This window comes from Pseudomonas donghuensis, assembly GCF_000696345.2.
Taxonomy (GTDB): Bacteria; Pseudomonadota; Gammaproteobacteria; order Pseudomonadales; family Pseudomonadaceae; genus Aquipseudomonas; species Aquipseudomonas donghuensis.
Map to the genome: position 1 here is coordinate 3,927,807 of NZ_CP071706.1, position 15,629 is coordinate 3,943,435.

Below are 15,629 nucleotides of genomic sequence, written 5' to 3' on the forward strand. Positions count from 1 at the left end.
TTTTTACCCAGTGTTGCTGTGGTGCCTCAGTCGTTGCCGATCCAGGCCTGTACTTCGATCTCGACATCCACGCCCAGGGCCAGGCCGGCACTGACGGTGGAGCGCACCGGGTAGCCGTTGGCGAAGACGCTTTTGTACACCTCGTTGAAACCAGCGAAATGGGCCATGTCGGACAACCACACAGTGGCCTTGATCACCTGATCGAAACCCACGCCGCATTCGGCCAGGGTTTCGCCGATGCGTTCCAGAGCGGCCCGGGTCTGAACCTGAATGTCGCCACGCACCACTTCGCCGTCGGCGCGCATGGGGATCTGCCCGGAAAGGAACAGAAAGCCGCCGACCTTCACCGCCTTGGAGAACGGATACGGCAGGTGGCTGGGGATACGCTGGATAGTCGAGCTCATGGGAAATCTCCTTGGGGAGTTAACGAAAGCGCGCCGGGGACAAGCGTTGCGGCTCGACCCCTTCGGCGCTCAAGGTTGCTGCAAGCGGCTGCTCAAGCAGCAGCGCGCACGCCAGTTGCGAAGCGCCAGCGGCGGACTGGATACCGTAACCACCCTGCGCCGCCAGCCAGAAAAACGCGGGATTTTGCGGGTCGTGGCCGATCACCAAGTCGCCGTCGGCGACGAACGAACGCAAGCCCGCCCAGGTATGGCTGGGGCGGCGAATCGCCAGGGTGGTGATGGCTTCAATGTTGTAGATGCCGATGGCCACGTCGAGCTCTTCGGGCATCACGTCCTGGGGCTCGACCGGGTCGGCGTTGGCCGGCGAGCCGAGCAACTGCCCGGCGTCGGGTTTGAAATAGAAACTCTCATCGACGCCGATCACTGCGGGCCAGCGACTGAAGTCCTGGTCTTGCGGGCCTTCGAAGGTAAAGGCCGAGCGTCGGCATGGCTGCAGGCCGACGGGTTGGATACCACAGACCGCCGCGACGTGGTCGGCCCAGGCGCCCGCGGCGTTGACCAGTTGGCGCGCCTGAATACGACTGCCATCGGCCAGGCTCAACTGCCAGTGACCCTCGTGGTAGCCGCCTTCAACCACCTCGGCATTGCAACGCAACTGGCCACCGGCCTGGCGGTAACCGCGCAGGAACCCCTGGTGCAGCGCATGCACATCCAGGTCCATGGCACCGGGCTCCAGCACTGCTCCGGCCAATACCTCGGCACGCAGGCTCGGCACCAGCGCCAACGCCGCGTCACGGTCGAGCAAGGTGACGTCGGTGCCGTTGGCCAGGCTTTGCGCATAGGTACTGTCGAGCAGTGCCTGCTGCTCCAGCGTTGCCACATACAGGCAACCACGCGGCTCGAGCAACGCATGCTCACAGAAGCCCGGTGGCGGCGACGCATAGAATGCACGGCTGGCGCGGGTCAGCGCCTGGATCTGCGGCGTGCCGTAGGCCTCCATGAACATCGCTGCCGAGCGACCGGTGGCGTGATAACCAGCCTGGGCTTCGCGTTCAAGCATCAGCACCTGCCGCCCTTGCGCCAGGCGATAACCCAGCGATGCGCCAGCAATACCGGCGCCGATGATTACGATGTCGAAGGTCTCTGTCATAGCCATGCACTCGCTTGCGAGGTGTAATTATCATTTGTGAGAATTCTAATATATGAGAATTTCGGATTATGCAAGCGGCCACGGTAAGATGCGGGTCCGTTTTGTCTGACCGAGATGCTTGATGAGTGCCGACCGCTCCCCTGCCGACGACCGCCCTGGTGCGCTGCCACTGATTGACCGCGCCGAAGTCGGAGCGCGCCTGCGTAGCGTGCGCAAGGCCCAGCAACTGACGCTCAAGCAACTGTCGGCGCTGTCCGGGGTACCGGTGTCGACCCTGTCGAAAATGGAACTGGCCCAGGTCTCGGTGAGCTACGAGAAACTGGCGGCGGCGGCGCGGGCACTGAAGGTTGATATCGCCCAGCTGTTTCGCGCTTCAGGCGTGAGCGATATCCCGGTGCCGACCACGGTGGTGGTCAACTCCCTGCCCACAGCGCCCGGCTACAGCACTGGGACCTACGACTACCACCCGATCGCCGGGGAATTTCCCGAGCGGCTGATGACGCCAATGTATGCGCGGATCATCGCCCGCGAGCGGCAACAGTTCGATGAATTCATCCGCCACCCGGGGCAGGAATTTGCCCTGGTGCTCAGCGGGCGCGTGCGGATTGTGTTTGAAACCGGTGAAGCCGTGAGTATCGGCCCGCAGGAGACGGCGTACTTCAACAGCAATGTCGGGCATATTTATCTTTCCGAGACGGAAGATGGCGGGGATGCGCATGTGATGGTGGTGATGACGGATCGGTAACAGCGTTGTCTGTAACACCGCATCGCGGGTCAAGCCCGCTCCCACAGCGCCACGCGCTCAGCAAGAGCGAAGCGAATTGTGCTCTTGATCTTGATCTACCGGCCCCGTTAACCAGAAGGGCCGAGTGCAGGTGTTGCGAAGGGGCTAGTGCGCAGCACCTTCGGCGTTAGCCGAAGTTGCGAAACGTAGAGTTGCTTGCAACTCGTAGTTCGCAATGCCCCGTAGCGACACCGTAGCGAGGGAACCCGAAGCGCAGCGTAGGGCCCCTGGTGGGGCAAGCCCTTTGGTTACTTTGGGGCGACTGCCAAAGTAACCCGCCGTAAGGGCGGAAAGGTGACTCCGCGCCACCATCACAACCGGATAAGCCCCTCCTCTCACAGCCACCACCGGTTATAACCTAATAACGAACTAGTCTATTTGGCTATAAAAAAACCTTTATGCTGGCTGCCATCCGATCACGGGCACGTTGGGCGTTTAGGTTACTTATGGATGTAGGTTCTTTCGGTTTTACCATTGCAGGCCTGGTAGTAGGTTTCATCGTCGGCATGACCGGCGTCGGCGGCGGCTCCCTGATGACCCCGATCCTGCTGTGGTTCGGTATCAACCCCGCCACCGCCGTAGGCACCGACCTGCTTTACGCCGCCATCACCAAAGCCAGCGGCGTCTGGGTCCACGGCAAAAACAACAATATCGACTGGAAAATCACCGGCTGGCTGACCCTCGGCAGCGTCCCGGCCGCGGCCCTGACCCTGTGGTTCCTCGCCAGCCTCGATGCCGACACCCAGGCCGCCAACACCATCATCAAGCAAGGCCTGGCCGTGGTGCTGGTGCTGACCGCCCTGGCCATCCTGTTCAAAAGCAAACTCCAGGCATTCGCCAGCAAACACGCCGGCGACCGCTATCACCTGAGCGGTACCAGCCTCAACCTGCTGACCGTAGTCACCGGTGTGATGCTCGGCGTCATGGTTTCGCTGACGTCCATCGGCGCTGGCGCCCTGGGTACCGTGGCGCTGTTCCTGCTCTACCCCTACCTGGTCACCCGCCGCCTGGTCGGCACCGAAATCGCCCACGCCGTGCCGCTGACCCTGGTCGCCGGCCTGGGCCATGCAAGCATGGGCAACATGGACTGGTCGCTGCTTGGCTACCTGCTGCTGGGCTCGCTGCCGGGCATCTACATGGGCAGCCACCTGACCGGACGGATTTCTGACAGCATCCTGCGCCCGTGCCTGGCAGGCATGCTGCTGATGATCGGCTACAAACTGGCGTTCTGAGTGTGTCGCTTGATCTACGAGTGCTACGCACTCGATCGCTGGCAAGGCCAGCTCCCACAGGGGTAGCAGGCGACATCAAGCCCTGTGGGAGCCGGCCTTGCCGGCGATGGGCTACGCCGTAGCCCCAAGGTTCAATCCTGCGTGCGCCACAGCACCGGCCACATCTGCGACCAGCTCCCACTGCAACTGCCCATCCGCGCCAGCGAGCGCAGTTGCATGCGCTGCCCATCAAAACGCCAGCTCTGATCGACACCGCAATCACCTATGCCGCGCCCCTTGGTAAAGCTACTGAGCACTCCGGTGTCTGCGTTGTACTCGACCGAGCCACCAAAGTCGCCCCACTGCTCCAGCCCGGGAAACTCCGCGAACTGCAGGGCCTGCGCCTGCTGCGGATGCGCCCGTGAAGTGGTGAACAAGGCGTACTCGCAGTTGTAGGCGCCACAGCCATAGCGAAAGCTGACCAGCGCACGCTTGCCACTCAACGCATAGGCTTGGGCAGTATCGGGCTGCCAGTCATCACCCACGTCCTGCCAGGCATCAGCGCTGGCTGCATGCACGGCGGCGACAATGTGCCTGGCCTCTGCTTCCCCCAGCGGCTCGGGCCGTGCGAAGGGCGCCAGCTTCGGCAGCGCCGGCGCAGGCGGCACGGCACTGTCTGGCGCATCACCTGCACGCATGAAGGCACTGCGGTGGCCCAGCCGCCCCTGCACCGAATCGATCAGCAACAATGAGGCGCTCAGGCCATTGAGCGAACTCCCCAGCTCACCATCATTGCTCGCCGAGGTCAGCCGCGAGCCATTGCGCAAGGCCTTGACCAGGGCCACGGCCTGCTCGCCACTCGCCCGCCAGGACACCACGCCGTTGTGCTGTTCTTCATGCAGTGCCAGCGCCAGAGGCTTGCCATCGAGCTGCAATGGCCCCTCCAGCGAACTCTGGCTGTAAATCGTTACCTGCAACGGCCCCTCCAGACCCGCGCCACGCACGATCTGAATACCCAACGGCATGCCGTCGACGCTTTCATCGGCCGCCAGCGCCGTACAGTGGCGGGTGTTGTCACACCCCACCACCCAGTCCTTGAGGTGCCGGTACAAGGGTACCGGTTCTGCCGTCGTGGCCTGGGTAGCGCCGGGCAAGGCCAGCAGGGAGAGAAAGGCTGCGTGCAGCGGTGCGCTCATGATGAAGTCCGTTTCAGGTGAGCGCACATTCTACCCCTGGAACTTCTCGAAGTCCGGTTGGCACAGCGGGCTTGTCATTTACATATGGAGATCCGTATATTCGAATTTCCATATATCAAGCCCGGACCGATTCGATGCTTACCCCTGCCGCCCTGTTCAAATGCCTGGCCGACGAAACCCGCGTTCGCGCCACGCTGTTGATCGTCCGCGAAGGCGAACTGTGCGTGTGCGAGCTGATGTGCGCACTCGACGACAGCCAGCCGAAGATCTCCCGCCATCTGGCCCAACTGCGCAGCTGCGGCCTGTTGCTCGACCGCCGCCAGGGTCAGTGGGTGTACTACCGCCTCAACCCGCAGCTGCCAGCCTGGGTGAACGAGGTGCTGCAGCTGACCCTTGAGGCCAATGGCCAGTGGCTCAGCGACGTCAGCGAGCGCCTCGAGGCAATGGGTGATCGTCCTGTCCGTGCGACCTGCTGTTGAGGAATCAGCCCATGCGAGTCTTGTTCATGTGTACTGCCAACAGCTGTCGCAGCATCCTCTGCGAAGCGCAGTTCAATCACCTGGCCCCGGCCGGTTTCCACGCGGTCAGTGCCGGTAGTTTTCCCAAGGGCCAGGTGCATCCTCGCAGCCTGTCGACCCTGCAACGCGCCGGCATCGCCATCCACGGCCTGACCAGCAAAGGCAACGACGCCTTCGCCGACAACCCGCCAGACATCGTCATCACCGTCTGCGACAACGCCGCTGGCGAAGCCTGCCCGCTGTACTTCGGCCCAGCGCTGAAAACCCACTGGGGCCTGGCAGACCCTTCCGAGGTCCACGGCAGCGATACACAGATCGATGCCGCCTTTGACGCCACCCTGGCGCGCATAGCACTGCGCTGCAAAACCTTCCTTGCCCTGCCCTTCGAGCGCCTGAGCCGCGACCAGTTGCAGGCTGAAATCGACCGCATCGGCACTTTGTAAACGGAGCCCCCATGAGCGACCACCTACCCAATCTCGATCTCGACCTGATCCCGGCCAACGCCGCACATGACGGACACAAACCACGCATCCTGCTGCTCTATGGCTCAACCCGCGAACGCTCGTTCAGCCGCCTGCTGACCGAGGAAGCCGCGCGCCTGCTCGAACACTTCGGCGCCGAAACGCGGATCTTCAACCCCAGCGGCCTGCCCCTGCCTGACGACGCGCCCGACAACCATCCCAAGGTCGTGGAGTTGCGCGAACTCATGCAATGGTCCGAAGGCCAGGTGTGGTGCTCGCCGGAGCGTCATGGCGCGATGTCGGCGGTGTTCAAGGCGCAGATCGACTGGGTGCCATTGGCCATGGGCGCAGTGCGACCGACCCAGGGCAAGACCCTGGCGGTGATGCAGGTGTGCGGCGGCTCGCAGTCGTTCAACGTGGTCAACCAGCTCCGCGTACTGGGGCGCTGGATGCGCATGTTCACCATCCCCAACCAGTCCTCGGTACCCAAGGCCTGGCTGGAATTCGACGGCAACGACCGGATGAAGCCGTCGGCCTACTACGACCGCGTAGTCGACGTGATGGAAGAGCTGGTGAAGTTCACCCTGCTGCTGCGCGGGCGCAGCGATTACCTGGTGGACCGCTACTCCGAGCGCAAGGAATCGGCAGAGGCGTTGTCAAAGCGAGTTGGCCAGCGTTCGATCTGAGCGGCGCGCTGCGCTTCCCAGTTGCGGGCCTGCGTTGATGATCGACTGCGACGCCACACGAGTTAGCGGTTGAACCGGCGGGCATGCCCCCGCCCCGCCGGGGATCATGTATGGGATTGAGCCGGTGCTTTGCGCCCCAGGGAAATCAACTCGTTGGAGAAACACAGGCCGGTGATGATCAGCCCCGCACCCACGTACAGGCTTTCTCGCGGCACCTCATTGAGGACCAGGAACGCCAGCAGCGCAGCGAACAGGGGCTCGGTCAGCTCCAGCGCCTGCACCTGGGATGGTTTCAGGTACTCGATGGCCTTGGTGGTGCAAAAGAAGCCCAGGATGGTCGGTAACGTGGCCAGCGCCAGCAATGCGGCAATCGCCAGGGGCGACAGCTCGCCAATCACAAAGCCATCGGCCGCAGCCGGCATCAGCAGGTATAGGCTGCCGAAGAACAACAATTGCCGAGTGAAGTGCAGCCCCCCGGAGACGCCCATATGCTTCATGGCCACTGAAAACGCCCCGTATCCGCAGCCGGCCATGGCAGCCAGGGTAGCGCCTTGCAGGGTGAACCCCTGTTGCAGGTCAGCACCAAAGATCACTGCAATGCCGGCGATGGCCAAGGCGGCGCCAACGGTAGCGTTTGCGGTAATGGGATCTTTCAGGAAAATCCGCCCCAACAGGATCGAGGAAATAGACGCACTGGCCATCAGCATCACCACCACGCCCGCGGCGGCGTAATGGCGGTAGGCCGATGTTTCGAAGTGGAACAGCACGAAGATTCCGAGAAACGCGCAAATCGCAGCCTGGGTCCACTTCGCCGTCGTTTGCGGGCGCCTGATGAACAGCACCAAGGCCGACAGCAGCAGGCAACCTAGAATGGTTTTGATCACAGCGACACTGCTGGCGGTGAAGCCGTTTTCCATGAGCACTTTGCTCAGCACACCGATTGTCGCGTTCAACGCGGCGGCGGAAAGCGCAAAAACAACGCCTTTACCAAAACTGGATTGCATGAATGACCGTCCCTGTCGTTGCGTGGTGGCTCGCTAGAATATCCATCCAAATGGGGGATGCAAGCCAAAGATAAGAGCGCACTGGACAAACCACCTGAAAAACCTCGACTGTCTCCAGTACGGTGGGTCCACGTCGTGGGAGGGGTTGCGGGTTCGGTGGGCGGATGGGATGTTGACGCATCCGCTCAGCGTGCTCCTTTTGGAAACTGAGTCAACTGGTCAAACAAGCGAGCATTGAGTAATGGACGCAAACGCATTCGCGAAAGCACTGAAGACCTCTATTAGCGAGGTTAAATCGCAGGGTCATGAAACAGTCAATTGCGACAAGTTAATAACGTATATCGATAGGGTTGTCGAAGCCACCTCAACAGACAACAACCCCGAGGAGAACAGCGAAGTACTCAAGGCGAGACTCCAGCTTTCCCTGGACGCGCACAAACACAACCTGTCAGCCAATTTGGAAATGTTCAAAAGCATTATCCAATCAGGGCAAAACGCACTCAAGACGATGCTGCTACTGAATGGAGGAGCCGCGATTGCCCTGCTCGCCTTCATTGGCAAACTCTCAGACAACAACAGCAGCGCCATCCCAGACTTCGCATATTCGCTAACAGCCTTTGTAATCGGGGCATTGGCTATCGGCATCACCTCTTGCTTGACGTATCTTTCGCAGATGGCCTTTGACAGCGCTGTAAAGTGGCACAACAACGTCGCCACTACCTTACACGCCACCTGCGGCGCATTGGGTTTGGTTTCAATATCCGCCTTTGCATATGGCACCTATAAAACCTACCAAGCGTTCTTGTGCCTAGCTACTTGCGCGTAACCTGTCGAATAGCTGAGCTTGGCATTCCAGGTTCAGCCATCTTTGTCTCTCGTCGCTTTGCCCAGGCCTAGGCAGCCTGCTTGCGGGCGAATGCCTGGCACTCTTGGTAGACTATGGCACCTTTGTTTTTGATACGGATCCTGGCGAGGTGGTACATCGTACCCACGATCCATCAAAAAACGCCCAGCTAATGGTACAAAACACGTAACCGAAAATGCCCCTAGAATTCGCCTCAACCCCAGTAAACCCGCGCCCTGAGCCGTCTCGTCGGTTCAGCGTTGCACCTATGATGGACTGGACCGACCGCCATTGCCGGTTCTTCCTGCGCCTGCTTTCCAGCAACGCCCTGCTCTACACCGAAATGGTCACCACCGGCGCGCTGCTGCACGGTGATGCCGAGCGTTTCCTGCGCCATGACGAGGCCGAACATCCGTTGGCCCTGCAATTGGGCGGCAGTGTGCCGGCTGATCTGGCCGCGTGCGCCAAGCTGGCCGAGGCCGCAGGCTATGACGAGGTCAACCTCAATGTCGGCTGCCCGAGCGATCGGGTGCAGAACAACATGATCGGCGCCTGCCTGATGGGCCATCCGGCGCTGGTCGGCGATTGCGTGAAGGCGATGCAGGATGCGGTGCAGATCCCAGTGACGGTCAAGCACCGCATTGGCATCAATGGCCGCGACAGCTATGCCGAGCTGTGCGATTTCGTCGGCCAGGTGCGCGACGCCGGTTGCCGCAGTTTTACCGTGCATGCCCGGATCGCGATTCTCGAAGGTCTGTCGCCGAAGGAGAACCGCGAGATTCCACCGCTGCGTTACGACGTCGCTGCGCAGTTGAAGGCGGACTTTCCCGACCTGGAGCTGGTGCTCAACGGCGGTATCAAGACCCTGGCCGAATGCCAGGAACACTTGAAGATTTTCGACGGGGTGATGCTCGGCCGCGAGGCCTATCACAACCCGTACCTGCTGGCCGAGGTCGATCAGCAGCTGTTCGGCAGCACCGCGCCGGTGATCAGCCGCAGTGCGGCGCTGGCCAAATTGCGCCCCTATATTGCCGCGCACCTGGCATCCGGTGGCGCCATGCACCACATCACCCGGCACATTCTCGGCCTTGGCCAGGGCTTCCCGGGGGCGCGCAAGTTCCGCCAGTTGCTGTCGGTGGATATCCACAAGAGCAAGGACCCGCTGGCCCTGCTCGACCAGGCCGGCGAGCTGCTGCAGGGGCGTTAGTTCCGGAACCTGTGGCCGGTTCGGCACTCGAAGGCTTATCCCCTTCGCCCCGCCTGCCAGCCAGCCCTTGAGCGGCTGGCGGCGCTCGGGTAATGTCGAGCCATTGCACAGGACAGAGCACGCCCATGACTTCCAAGCTGGAACAACTCAAGCAGTTCACCACCGTGGTTGCCGACACTGGTGACATCGATGCCATCAGCCGCCTGAAACCGGTCGATGCCACCACCAATCCTTCCCTGCTGCTCAAGGCCGCCGCCATGCCCGGCTATGCCGAGCTGCTCAAGCAATCGGTCGAGCACAGCAAGGGCGATGTCGGCCTTGCCTGTGACGCCTTTGCCGTGGCGGTTGGCGCCGGCATTCTGAAGGTGATTCCGGGGCGTATCTCCACCGAGGTCGACGCCCGCCTGTCCTTCGACCAACCGGCGTTGCTGGCCAAGGCCCGGCAACTGATCGCGCTGTACGACAAGGCCGGTATCGGCCGCGACCGGGTGCTGATCAAGCTGGCCTCGACCTGGGAAGGCATCCGCGCCGCCGAGGTACTGGAGAAGGAAGGCATCCAGACCAACCTGACCCTGCTGTTCTCCTTCGCCCAGGCCCAGGCCTGTGCCGACGCCGGAGTGTTTTTGATTTCGCCGTTCGTGGGGCGCATCTACGACTGGTACAAGAAGTCCACCGGCAAGGACTACGTCGGCGCCGAAGACCCGGGCGTGCAGTCGGTAACGCGCATTTACGACTACTACAAAACCAATGACTACAAGACCGTGGTCATGGGCGCGAGCTTTCGCAATATCGGCCAGATCGAACAACTGGCCGGCTGTGACCGGCTGACCATCAGCCCGGAGCTGCTGCAGCAGTTGAGCGAGGATCAGGGCGAGTTGCCGCGTATCCTCAAGCCTGGCAAAAACGGCGAGGCGCGTCAGCACCTGAGTGAGAGCCAGTTCCGCTGGGCATCGAACGAAGATGCCATGGCCACCGAGAAGCTGGCCGAGGGGATTCGCCAGTTTGCCCGGGACCAGGAGAAGCTCGAGGCGTTGTTGGCGGCAAAGGCCTGATACAAATCTGGGTTTGCCAGTGAGGGGCGCAGCGTAGAGCATCTTATCGGCCTTCACGGCCTCATCGCGGGTCAAGCCCGCTCCCACCCATCAAGTGGGAGCGGGCTTGACCCGCGATGCTTTCGACTTTGCTTTCAGAGATGTTGATGTCTGAATCTTCCGAATTACCCGCAGTACTGGCCGGCCCGTTGCTGCGCCGCCTCGAACCCACGCGGATCGTGTTCTGGCTGGTAGCCTCCGAGCCGCTACAGGCCGAGCTGCAACTGAGCTGCGCAGGCGTTAGCGCCGACATCAACTGCACGGTTGTCCCGATCGGTCGCCACGCCTTTGTCCACCTGCTCGACATCAACCTCGACAGCCCGCTGCCGTGCGACGCGCAGATCGACTACGACCTGATCCTCAACACCCAAAGCATCGCCCAGTACGCCCCGCACCTGCTCTACCCGGGCGCGCAACGGCCGAACTTCGTCCTGCGCTCGCACCTTGAGCAACTGCTCCACGGCTCATGCCGCAAACCCCATCACCCGGCAGCAGACGGCCTGCTGTGCGCCGACCGCCTGTTGCTGGAACACCCCGCGCCGTTGCAGCGCCCTGCCCTGCTGATGATGAGCGGCGACCAGGTTTATGCCGACGATGTCGCTGGCCCGATGCTGCGCGCCATTCATGCGCTGATCGAGCGCCTGGGGCTGTTTGGCGAGCACCTGCAAGGTGCGGTGGTCAATGACAGCGCCGCGCTCTACCGGCACCCGGCCAGCTATTACCATCGCGCAGACTTGCTGCCAGCACTGGAGAGCAACGAAACCCTGCGCGAGCGATTTTTTGGTGGCACGCGCAAGCCGATCTTCACCAGCAGCAACGCCGACAACCACCTGGTGACCTTCGCCGAAGTCATGGCCATGTACCTGTTGGTCTGGTCGCCGGTGCCCTGGAGCCTGATCGAGCCACAGATGCCGGCGGGCCTCACCACCGAGCGCCAGGTGCGCTACCGCCAGGAACAACAGCTGATCAACGGCTTTGCCAGCGGCCTGGGCGGGGTTGCGCGGGTATTGGCACACTTGCCGAGCCTGATGATCTTCGACGACCACGACATCACCGATGACTGGAACCTGTCGGCGCAATGGGAAGAAACCGCCTATGGCCATCCGTTCTCCAAGCGCATCATCGGCAACGCCCTGCTCGGTTACCTGCTCTGCCAGGGCTGGGGCAACAACCCTGAGGCGTTCAGCGGGCTGCTGGAGCACTGCCAGGCTTGCAGCCACAGCGCCGATGCCGATGACTACCTCGACACGCCGCTGCAGGACTCGCTGATCAACGAATTGCTGCGCTTTCAGGGTTGGCAGTTCGTCCTGCCGAGCAGCCCGGCGCTGCTGGTGCTGGACACCCGCACCCGGCGCTGGCGCAGTGAAAGCAACTTCAAGCGTCCCTCCGGCCTGCTCGACTGGGAAGCCCTCAGCGAGCTGCAACAAGCGCTGCTCGACCATCCTTCGGCGATCATCGTCTCGCCGGCGCCGATCTTCGGCGTCAAGCTGATCGAAACCGTGCAGCGGGTGTTCAGCTGGCTGGGTTATCCGCTGCTGGTGGATGCCGAGAACTGGATGGCCCATCGCGGTGCCGCGCAGGTCATCCTCAATATCTTCCGCCACTCGCGCACGCCGGGGCATTACGTGATCCTCTCCGGTGACGTGCACTATTCGTTCGTCTACGAGGTGCAGATCCGCCACCGCCAGCGCGCCCCGCACCTGTGGCAGATCACCAGCAGCGGCATCAAGAACCAGTTTCCCAAGCGCCTGCTGGATACCTTCGACCGCCTCAACCGCTGGCTGTACTCGCCACGCTCGCCGCTCAACTGGTTTACCAAGCGTCGGCAAATGCAAGTGATCCCGCGTACACCCGCCCACAGCAAGGCCGGCGAGCGGCTGTGGAACAGCGCGGGCCTGGGCCAGGTGTTTTTCAACGAACAGGGGCAACCGGCGCGGATTTTTCAGCTCAATGCCGATGGCAGCGAGGCGACTGAGTTTCCACCACGGGAAGCTGACTTGAAAGAGGTTTGACCGGCGCCAGAACGGCGCCCGGGTCGACGGTCAGGTACGTTCGAGGGCGTTGACCAGGTCGTGGAAGGCTTCGCGGTTGGAGTCGTTCAGGCCCATGAGGATCTTGTGCGCTTCGAGCACCTTGGAGCGCACCACGTCTTCGTTCTGGTCCTGGGACGGCAGGTCGGTCAGGCACTCCGGGCACGGGATCGGCCGGTCAACGATGTTGAACACCTGGTCAAAACCCATCGACTGCAGCAAACGGGTGATATCGGCATGGGTGGTGACCACCGTTGGCAGCAACCCGACTTTTTGCCGCGACAGGATCGAGAGCTTGGCCAGCAAGCCCAGGGTGGTGCTGTCGATGCTGTTGGTTTCCGTCAGATCGATGACGATCGCCGAGAAATTCAGCGCCGTGAAGATTTTTTCAATCGTCGCATCCAGCGCCGAACATAAGGTCAGGCGCACTTCACCGACAAACTTCAGCACGAAGGTGCCATTCTGCTCGGCGAACTGGATTCTACCCGTACTCATTGAAGGTTCCTGCTCAACACCAATAGGGCGATATCATCCGGCATCTCCCCAAGCGTAGCTAATCCGAATCGTTGGCGCAGCCCATCCAGACTACCGCCTGCGGCCTTGATGATTTCAGGCAGGGCCGCCTCTTTATCTTTGAGTGTCTCACCCGGCAAAAGGTCCAGAATGCCATCAGATAGCAGGGTCAGGCTGAACTGCGGCGGCAACTCCAGGATATGGTCCTGGTAGACAGCCTCCTCGAACAACCCCACCGGCAATCCACGGCCTTCCAGGTAACGGCTCTGGCCCGGGGTGTAAAGCACTGGCAACGGCAGGTGACCGCCGATGCTGTAGGTCATGATACCCGTATCTTCGTCGATTACGCCGCCGACCATGGTCACATGCTTGCCCAGCTTGCAGTTGATCAGGCCCCGGTTGATGTGCCCGAGCACCTCCGAGGGCTTGAAGTCGCGCAACGTGCCGCCGCGCTTGAATTCGAACAGCAAACGGGTAGTCATGAACTTCAGCAGCACGGTGACGAAGGCTGACGAGGCGCCATGCCCGGAAACGTCTGCCAGGTAGAACGCGATTCGCCTGTCATCGACGCGAAAATAGTCGGCAAAGTCGCCCGACAGGTACAGCGACGGAATGATCTGGTGCTCGAACGACAGGTCGTCGGCCACCCAGGGGCTTTCCGGCAGCATGTTCATCTGCACCTGACGCCCTGCGGTCTGGTCCTCCTGCAGCAGGTGCAGGCTGGCCTCCAGTTCGCGGTTGGCGGTTTCGAGCTTTTCCCGGTAGCGCTGGTTTTCCAGCACCAGCCGTGCGCGATCCAGTGCCCGGCGCACCGAATGCTCGAGTACGGCGAGGTCTTCCAGCGGCTTGATCAGGTAATCGGCCGCGCCCAGGCGCAGGGCCTCGACGGCGTCGTTCATCACCCCGGCACCCGATACCACGATCACCGGTAACTCCGGCGCGCGCTCGGTCACCTGGCGAATCAGCTCCAGGCCGCCCATTTGCGGCATGCGCAGATCGCAGATCACAAGATCAGGGTGTTCCTGTTCGAAGACCTGTAGGCCCTGCTGGCCATTGCTTGCCTGCAGGACGCTGAAACCGCTGTCTTCCAGGTAGGCGGCAAGACTCGCACGTACGACGTCGTCGTCATCGATTATCAGCAGCGTTGCACTGGTTTTCTGCATGTGGGCAAACGGCGCCAGGAATAGGTTGGGCGTAGGTGAGCGGAGCCCACGTACTGGATTCACTTCGAGCTACTCTTCTATGAGTTGTAGGACATCAAAACCTGTCCGGCAAATAGCAGAGGTGCCTTGTAAGGCGCAGACGGTACTCCCATCCGCCGGGCGTTTCAAGGGCACACCGATGGTCGCCGATGCTCTTTACAGCTGAAAGCACCGGGAGTTATAAAAACCCCTCCAACCGCAACGCAATGGAAGGATGCAGACATGAGTTCAGTGCACACGGACTACAGCGAGAAGCGCGATTTCATTCGCATGCGGGTGGATGCAGATGTCAGCCTGATCCACGCAGGTCAAGTCATCGCTGCCATCTGCCTGGACCTCTCCAGCAGCGGCATGCAGGTCCAGGCGCCACGCCAGTTCAAGGTCGGCGATAGGCTCGAGGTGCGTATCGATTCCGAGTACCCGGCGCTGGAGGGCCTGGAAGCAAGCACCGAGGTGGTGTGGATCGCCGACCAGCCTGGCGGCGAACAGAAGCTTGGCCTGCGTATCCTCAGCATGAAATAAATGCAGACACAAAAAAGGCGACCCGAAGGTCGCCTTTTGTTTGCCTATGCGGATCAGAAGTCGTCGACGACTTCGCCATCCTTGACCTTGAATTCGCGATTCTGCAGATAAGCATTGCGAATGAAGATGTATTTGTCGCCCTTGATCAGCTTTTCTGCCGACAACAGGCTTGCGCGGGTATCGACCACATCGACGGCCATGGCGGTGTTGCGGGTCGGCACATGGTCGATGTAGCGGTAGGGTTCGGTGTAGGTGTCCGGGTACTTGGCGATGGCATCACGCACGGTGCTCGGGCCGAGCAACGGCAGCATCACGTACGGGCCACTGCCCACGCCCCAGTAGCCGAGGGTCTGGCCGAAGTCTTCGTCGTTGCGCTGCAGGCCCATCTTGGTGCCGACGTCGAAGAAGCCGCCGATGCCGAAGGTGGTGTTGACGATCAGCCGTGCGGTATCGACACCGGCCGCGTGCGGCTTGAGCTGCAGGACGTTGTTGGCCAGATTGGTGACGTCGCCCAGGTTACGGAACATGTTGTGGATGCCGTCTTCGAGGAACTGCGGGGTGACCGCCTGGTAACCCTGCGCCAGCGGCTTGAGGGCATAGGTGTCGACCGTGTCGTTGAAGCGGAAAATCGGCCGGTTGATGCTTTCCCATGGATCTTCTTCGGTCGCCGCCTGGGCCGCGACTACAGGTGCCAACAGCACGCCGGCACAGATACAGGCCCGGGTCATCCGATCGATCAGGCCGATCCTACGCATAGAGTTACTCCTCGAACTGGGGCAGACGCTGCGCGTCCTACGCCGAAAAAT

The 15,629-nt window shown here is 61.6% G+C and carries 17 protein-coding genes; 10 read left to right on the forward strand and 7 right to left on the reverse strand.

Features of this window, described 5'->3' with window-relative positions:
- Window positions 1-26: 26 nt before the first annotated feature.
- The gene (locus tag BV82_RS18275; protein ID WP_036996391.1) at window positions 27-404 is read right to left on the reverse strand and encodes a RidA family protein; all 378 of its coding nucleotides are present in this window, start codon (window positions 402-404) and stop codon (window positions 27-29) included.
- A gap of 19 nt (window positions 405-423) precedes the next feature.
- The gene (locus tag BV82_RS18280) at window positions 424-1,554 is read right to left on the reverse strand and encodes an NAD(P)/FAD-dependent oxidoreductase (protein ID WP_010227047.1); all 1,131 of its coding nucleotides are present in this window, start codon (window positions 1,552-1,554) and stop codon (window positions 424-426) included.
- A 121-nt stretch (window positions 1,555-1,675) separates the two neighbouring features.
- Here BV82_RS18280 and BV82_RS18285 point away from each other — a divergent pair, with 121 nt between their 5' ends.
- Window positions 1,676-2,299, forward strand: a complete 624-nt coding sequence (locus BV82_RS18285) for a helix-turn-helix domain-containing protein (RefSeq protein ID WP_036996392.1) — start codon at window positions 1,676-1,678, stop codon at window positions 2,297-2,299.
- Between the two features lie 485 nt (window positions 2,300-2,784).
- On the forward strand, window positions 2,785-3,570 hold the full coding sequence (locus BV82_RS18290; RefSeq protein ID WP_010227049.1) for a sulfite exporter TauE/SafE family protein: 786 nt from the start codon (window positions 2,785-2,787) through the stop codon (window positions 3,568-3,570).
- A 131-nt stretch (window positions 3,571-3,701) separates the two neighbouring features.
- Here BV82_RS18290 and BV82_RS18295 read toward each other — a convergent pair whose 3' ends face one another.
- Entirely contained in the window at window positions 3,702-4,745 is a 1,044-nt protein-coding gene (locus BV82_RS18295) for a DUF1176 domain-containing protein (RefSeq protein WP_036996393.1), read from the reverse strand.
- Between the two features lie 134 nt (window positions 4,746-4,879).
- Here BV82_RS18295 and BV82_RS18300 point away from each other — a divergent pair, with 134 nt between their 5' ends.
- From BV82_RS18300 to arsH, 3 genes are read left to right on the forward strand one after another with little or no spacing between them, the layout of a single operon-like run.
- Entirely contained in the window at window positions 4,880-5,224 is a 345-nt protein-coding gene (locus BV82_RS18300; protein WP_036996394.1) for a metalloregulator ArsR/SmtB family transcription factor, read from the forward strand.
- Window positions 5,225-5,235: 11 nt separating this feature from the next.
- Entirely contained in the window at window positions 5,236-5,706 is a 471-nt protein-coding gene (locus BV82_RS18305) for an arsenate reductase ArsC (RefSeq protein ID WP_010227054.1), read from the forward strand.
- Between the two features lie 11 nt (window positions 5,707-5,717).
- A complete protein-coding gene (gene arsH, locus BV82_RS18310; protein WP_036996395.1) occupies window positions 5,718-6,410 on the forward strand; it encodes an arsenical resistance protein ArsH in 693 nt (230 codons plus the stop codon).
- 104 nt (window positions 6,411-6,514) lie between these two features.
- Here the strand turns inward: arsH and BV82_RS18315 are convergent, their stop codons facing one another.
- The gene (locus BV82_RS18315) at window positions 6,515-7,414 is read right to left on the reverse strand and encodes a DMT family transporter (RefSeq protein ID WP_010227056.1); all 900 of its coding nucleotides are present in this window, start codon (window positions 7,412-7,414) and stop codon (window positions 6,515-6,517) included.
- A gap of 241 nt (window positions 7,415-7,655) precedes the next feature.
- On the opposite strand from BV82_RS18315, the gene BV82_RS18320 reads away from it, so the two are divergent.
- The 4 genes from BV82_RS18320 (at window position 7,656) to BV82_RS18335 (ending at window position 12,568) form a co-directional block, all read left to right on the forward strand.
- Window positions 7,656-8,240 (forward strand): hypothetical protein, encoded by a 585-nt coding sequence (locus BV82_RS18320; protein ID WP_010227057.1) that lies wholly within the window; start codon window positions 7,656-7,658, stop codon window positions 8,238-8,240.
- Window positions 8,241-8,454: 214 nt separating this feature from the next.
- On the forward strand, window positions 8,455-9,465 hold the full coding sequence (gene dusA / locus BV82_RS18325; RefSeq protein WP_036996396.1) for a tRNA dihydrouridine(20/20a) synthase DusA: 1,011 nt from the start codon (window positions 8,455-8,457) through the stop codon (window positions 9,463-9,465).
- 125 nt (window positions 9,466-9,590) lie between these two features.
- On the forward strand, window positions 9,591-10,517 hold the full coding sequence (tal, locus tag BV82_RS18330; RefSeq protein ID WP_010227059.1) for a transaldolase: 927 nt from the start codon (window positions 9,591-9,593) through the stop codon (window positions 10,515-10,517).
- Between the two features lie 146 nt (window positions 10,518-10,663).
- The gene (locus BV82_RS18335; RefSeq protein WP_036996411.1) at window positions 10,664-12,568 is read left to right on the forward strand and encodes an alkaline phosphatase D family protein; all 1,905 of its coding nucleotides are present in this window, start codon (window positions 10,664-10,666) and stop codon (window positions 12,566-12,568) included.
- Between the two features lie 30 nt (window positions 12,569-12,598).
- On the opposite strand, the gene rssC is transcribed toward BV82_RS18335, so the two are convergent.
- On the reverse strand, window positions 12,599-13,081 hold the full coding sequence (rssC, locus tag BV82_RS18340; RefSeq protein ID WP_010227140.1) for an anti-sigma factor antagonist RssC: 483 nt from the start codon (window positions 13,079-13,081) through the stop codon (window positions 12,599-12,601).
- Window positions 13,078-14,262 carry a two-component system response regulator RssB gene (gene rssB, locus BV82_RS18345; protein ID WP_010227138.1) on the reverse strand — a complete coding sequence of 395 codons (1,185 nt, stop codon included), beginning with the start codon at window positions 14,260-14,262 and terminating at the stop codon, window positions 13,078-13,080. Before rssB ends, rssC begins: the two co-directional genes overlap by 4 nt.
- 261 nt (window positions 14,263-14,523) lie before the next feature.
- Here rssB and BV82_RS18350 point away from each other — a divergent pair, with 261 nt between their 5' ends.
- Entirely contained in the window at window positions 14,524-14,823 is a 300-nt protein-coding gene (locus BV82_RS18350) for a PilZ domain-containing protein (RefSeq protein WP_010227136.1), read from the forward strand.
- Between the two features lie 53 nt (window positions 14,824-14,876).
- Here BV82_RS18350 and BV82_RS18355 read toward each other — a convergent pair whose 3' ends face one another.
- Entirely contained in the window at window positions 14,877-15,578 is a 702-nt protein-coding gene (locus tag BV82_RS18355; protein ID WP_036996398.1) for an MlaA family lipoprotein, read from the reverse strand.
- Between the last annotated feature and the right edge of the window lie 51 nt (window positions 15,579-15,629).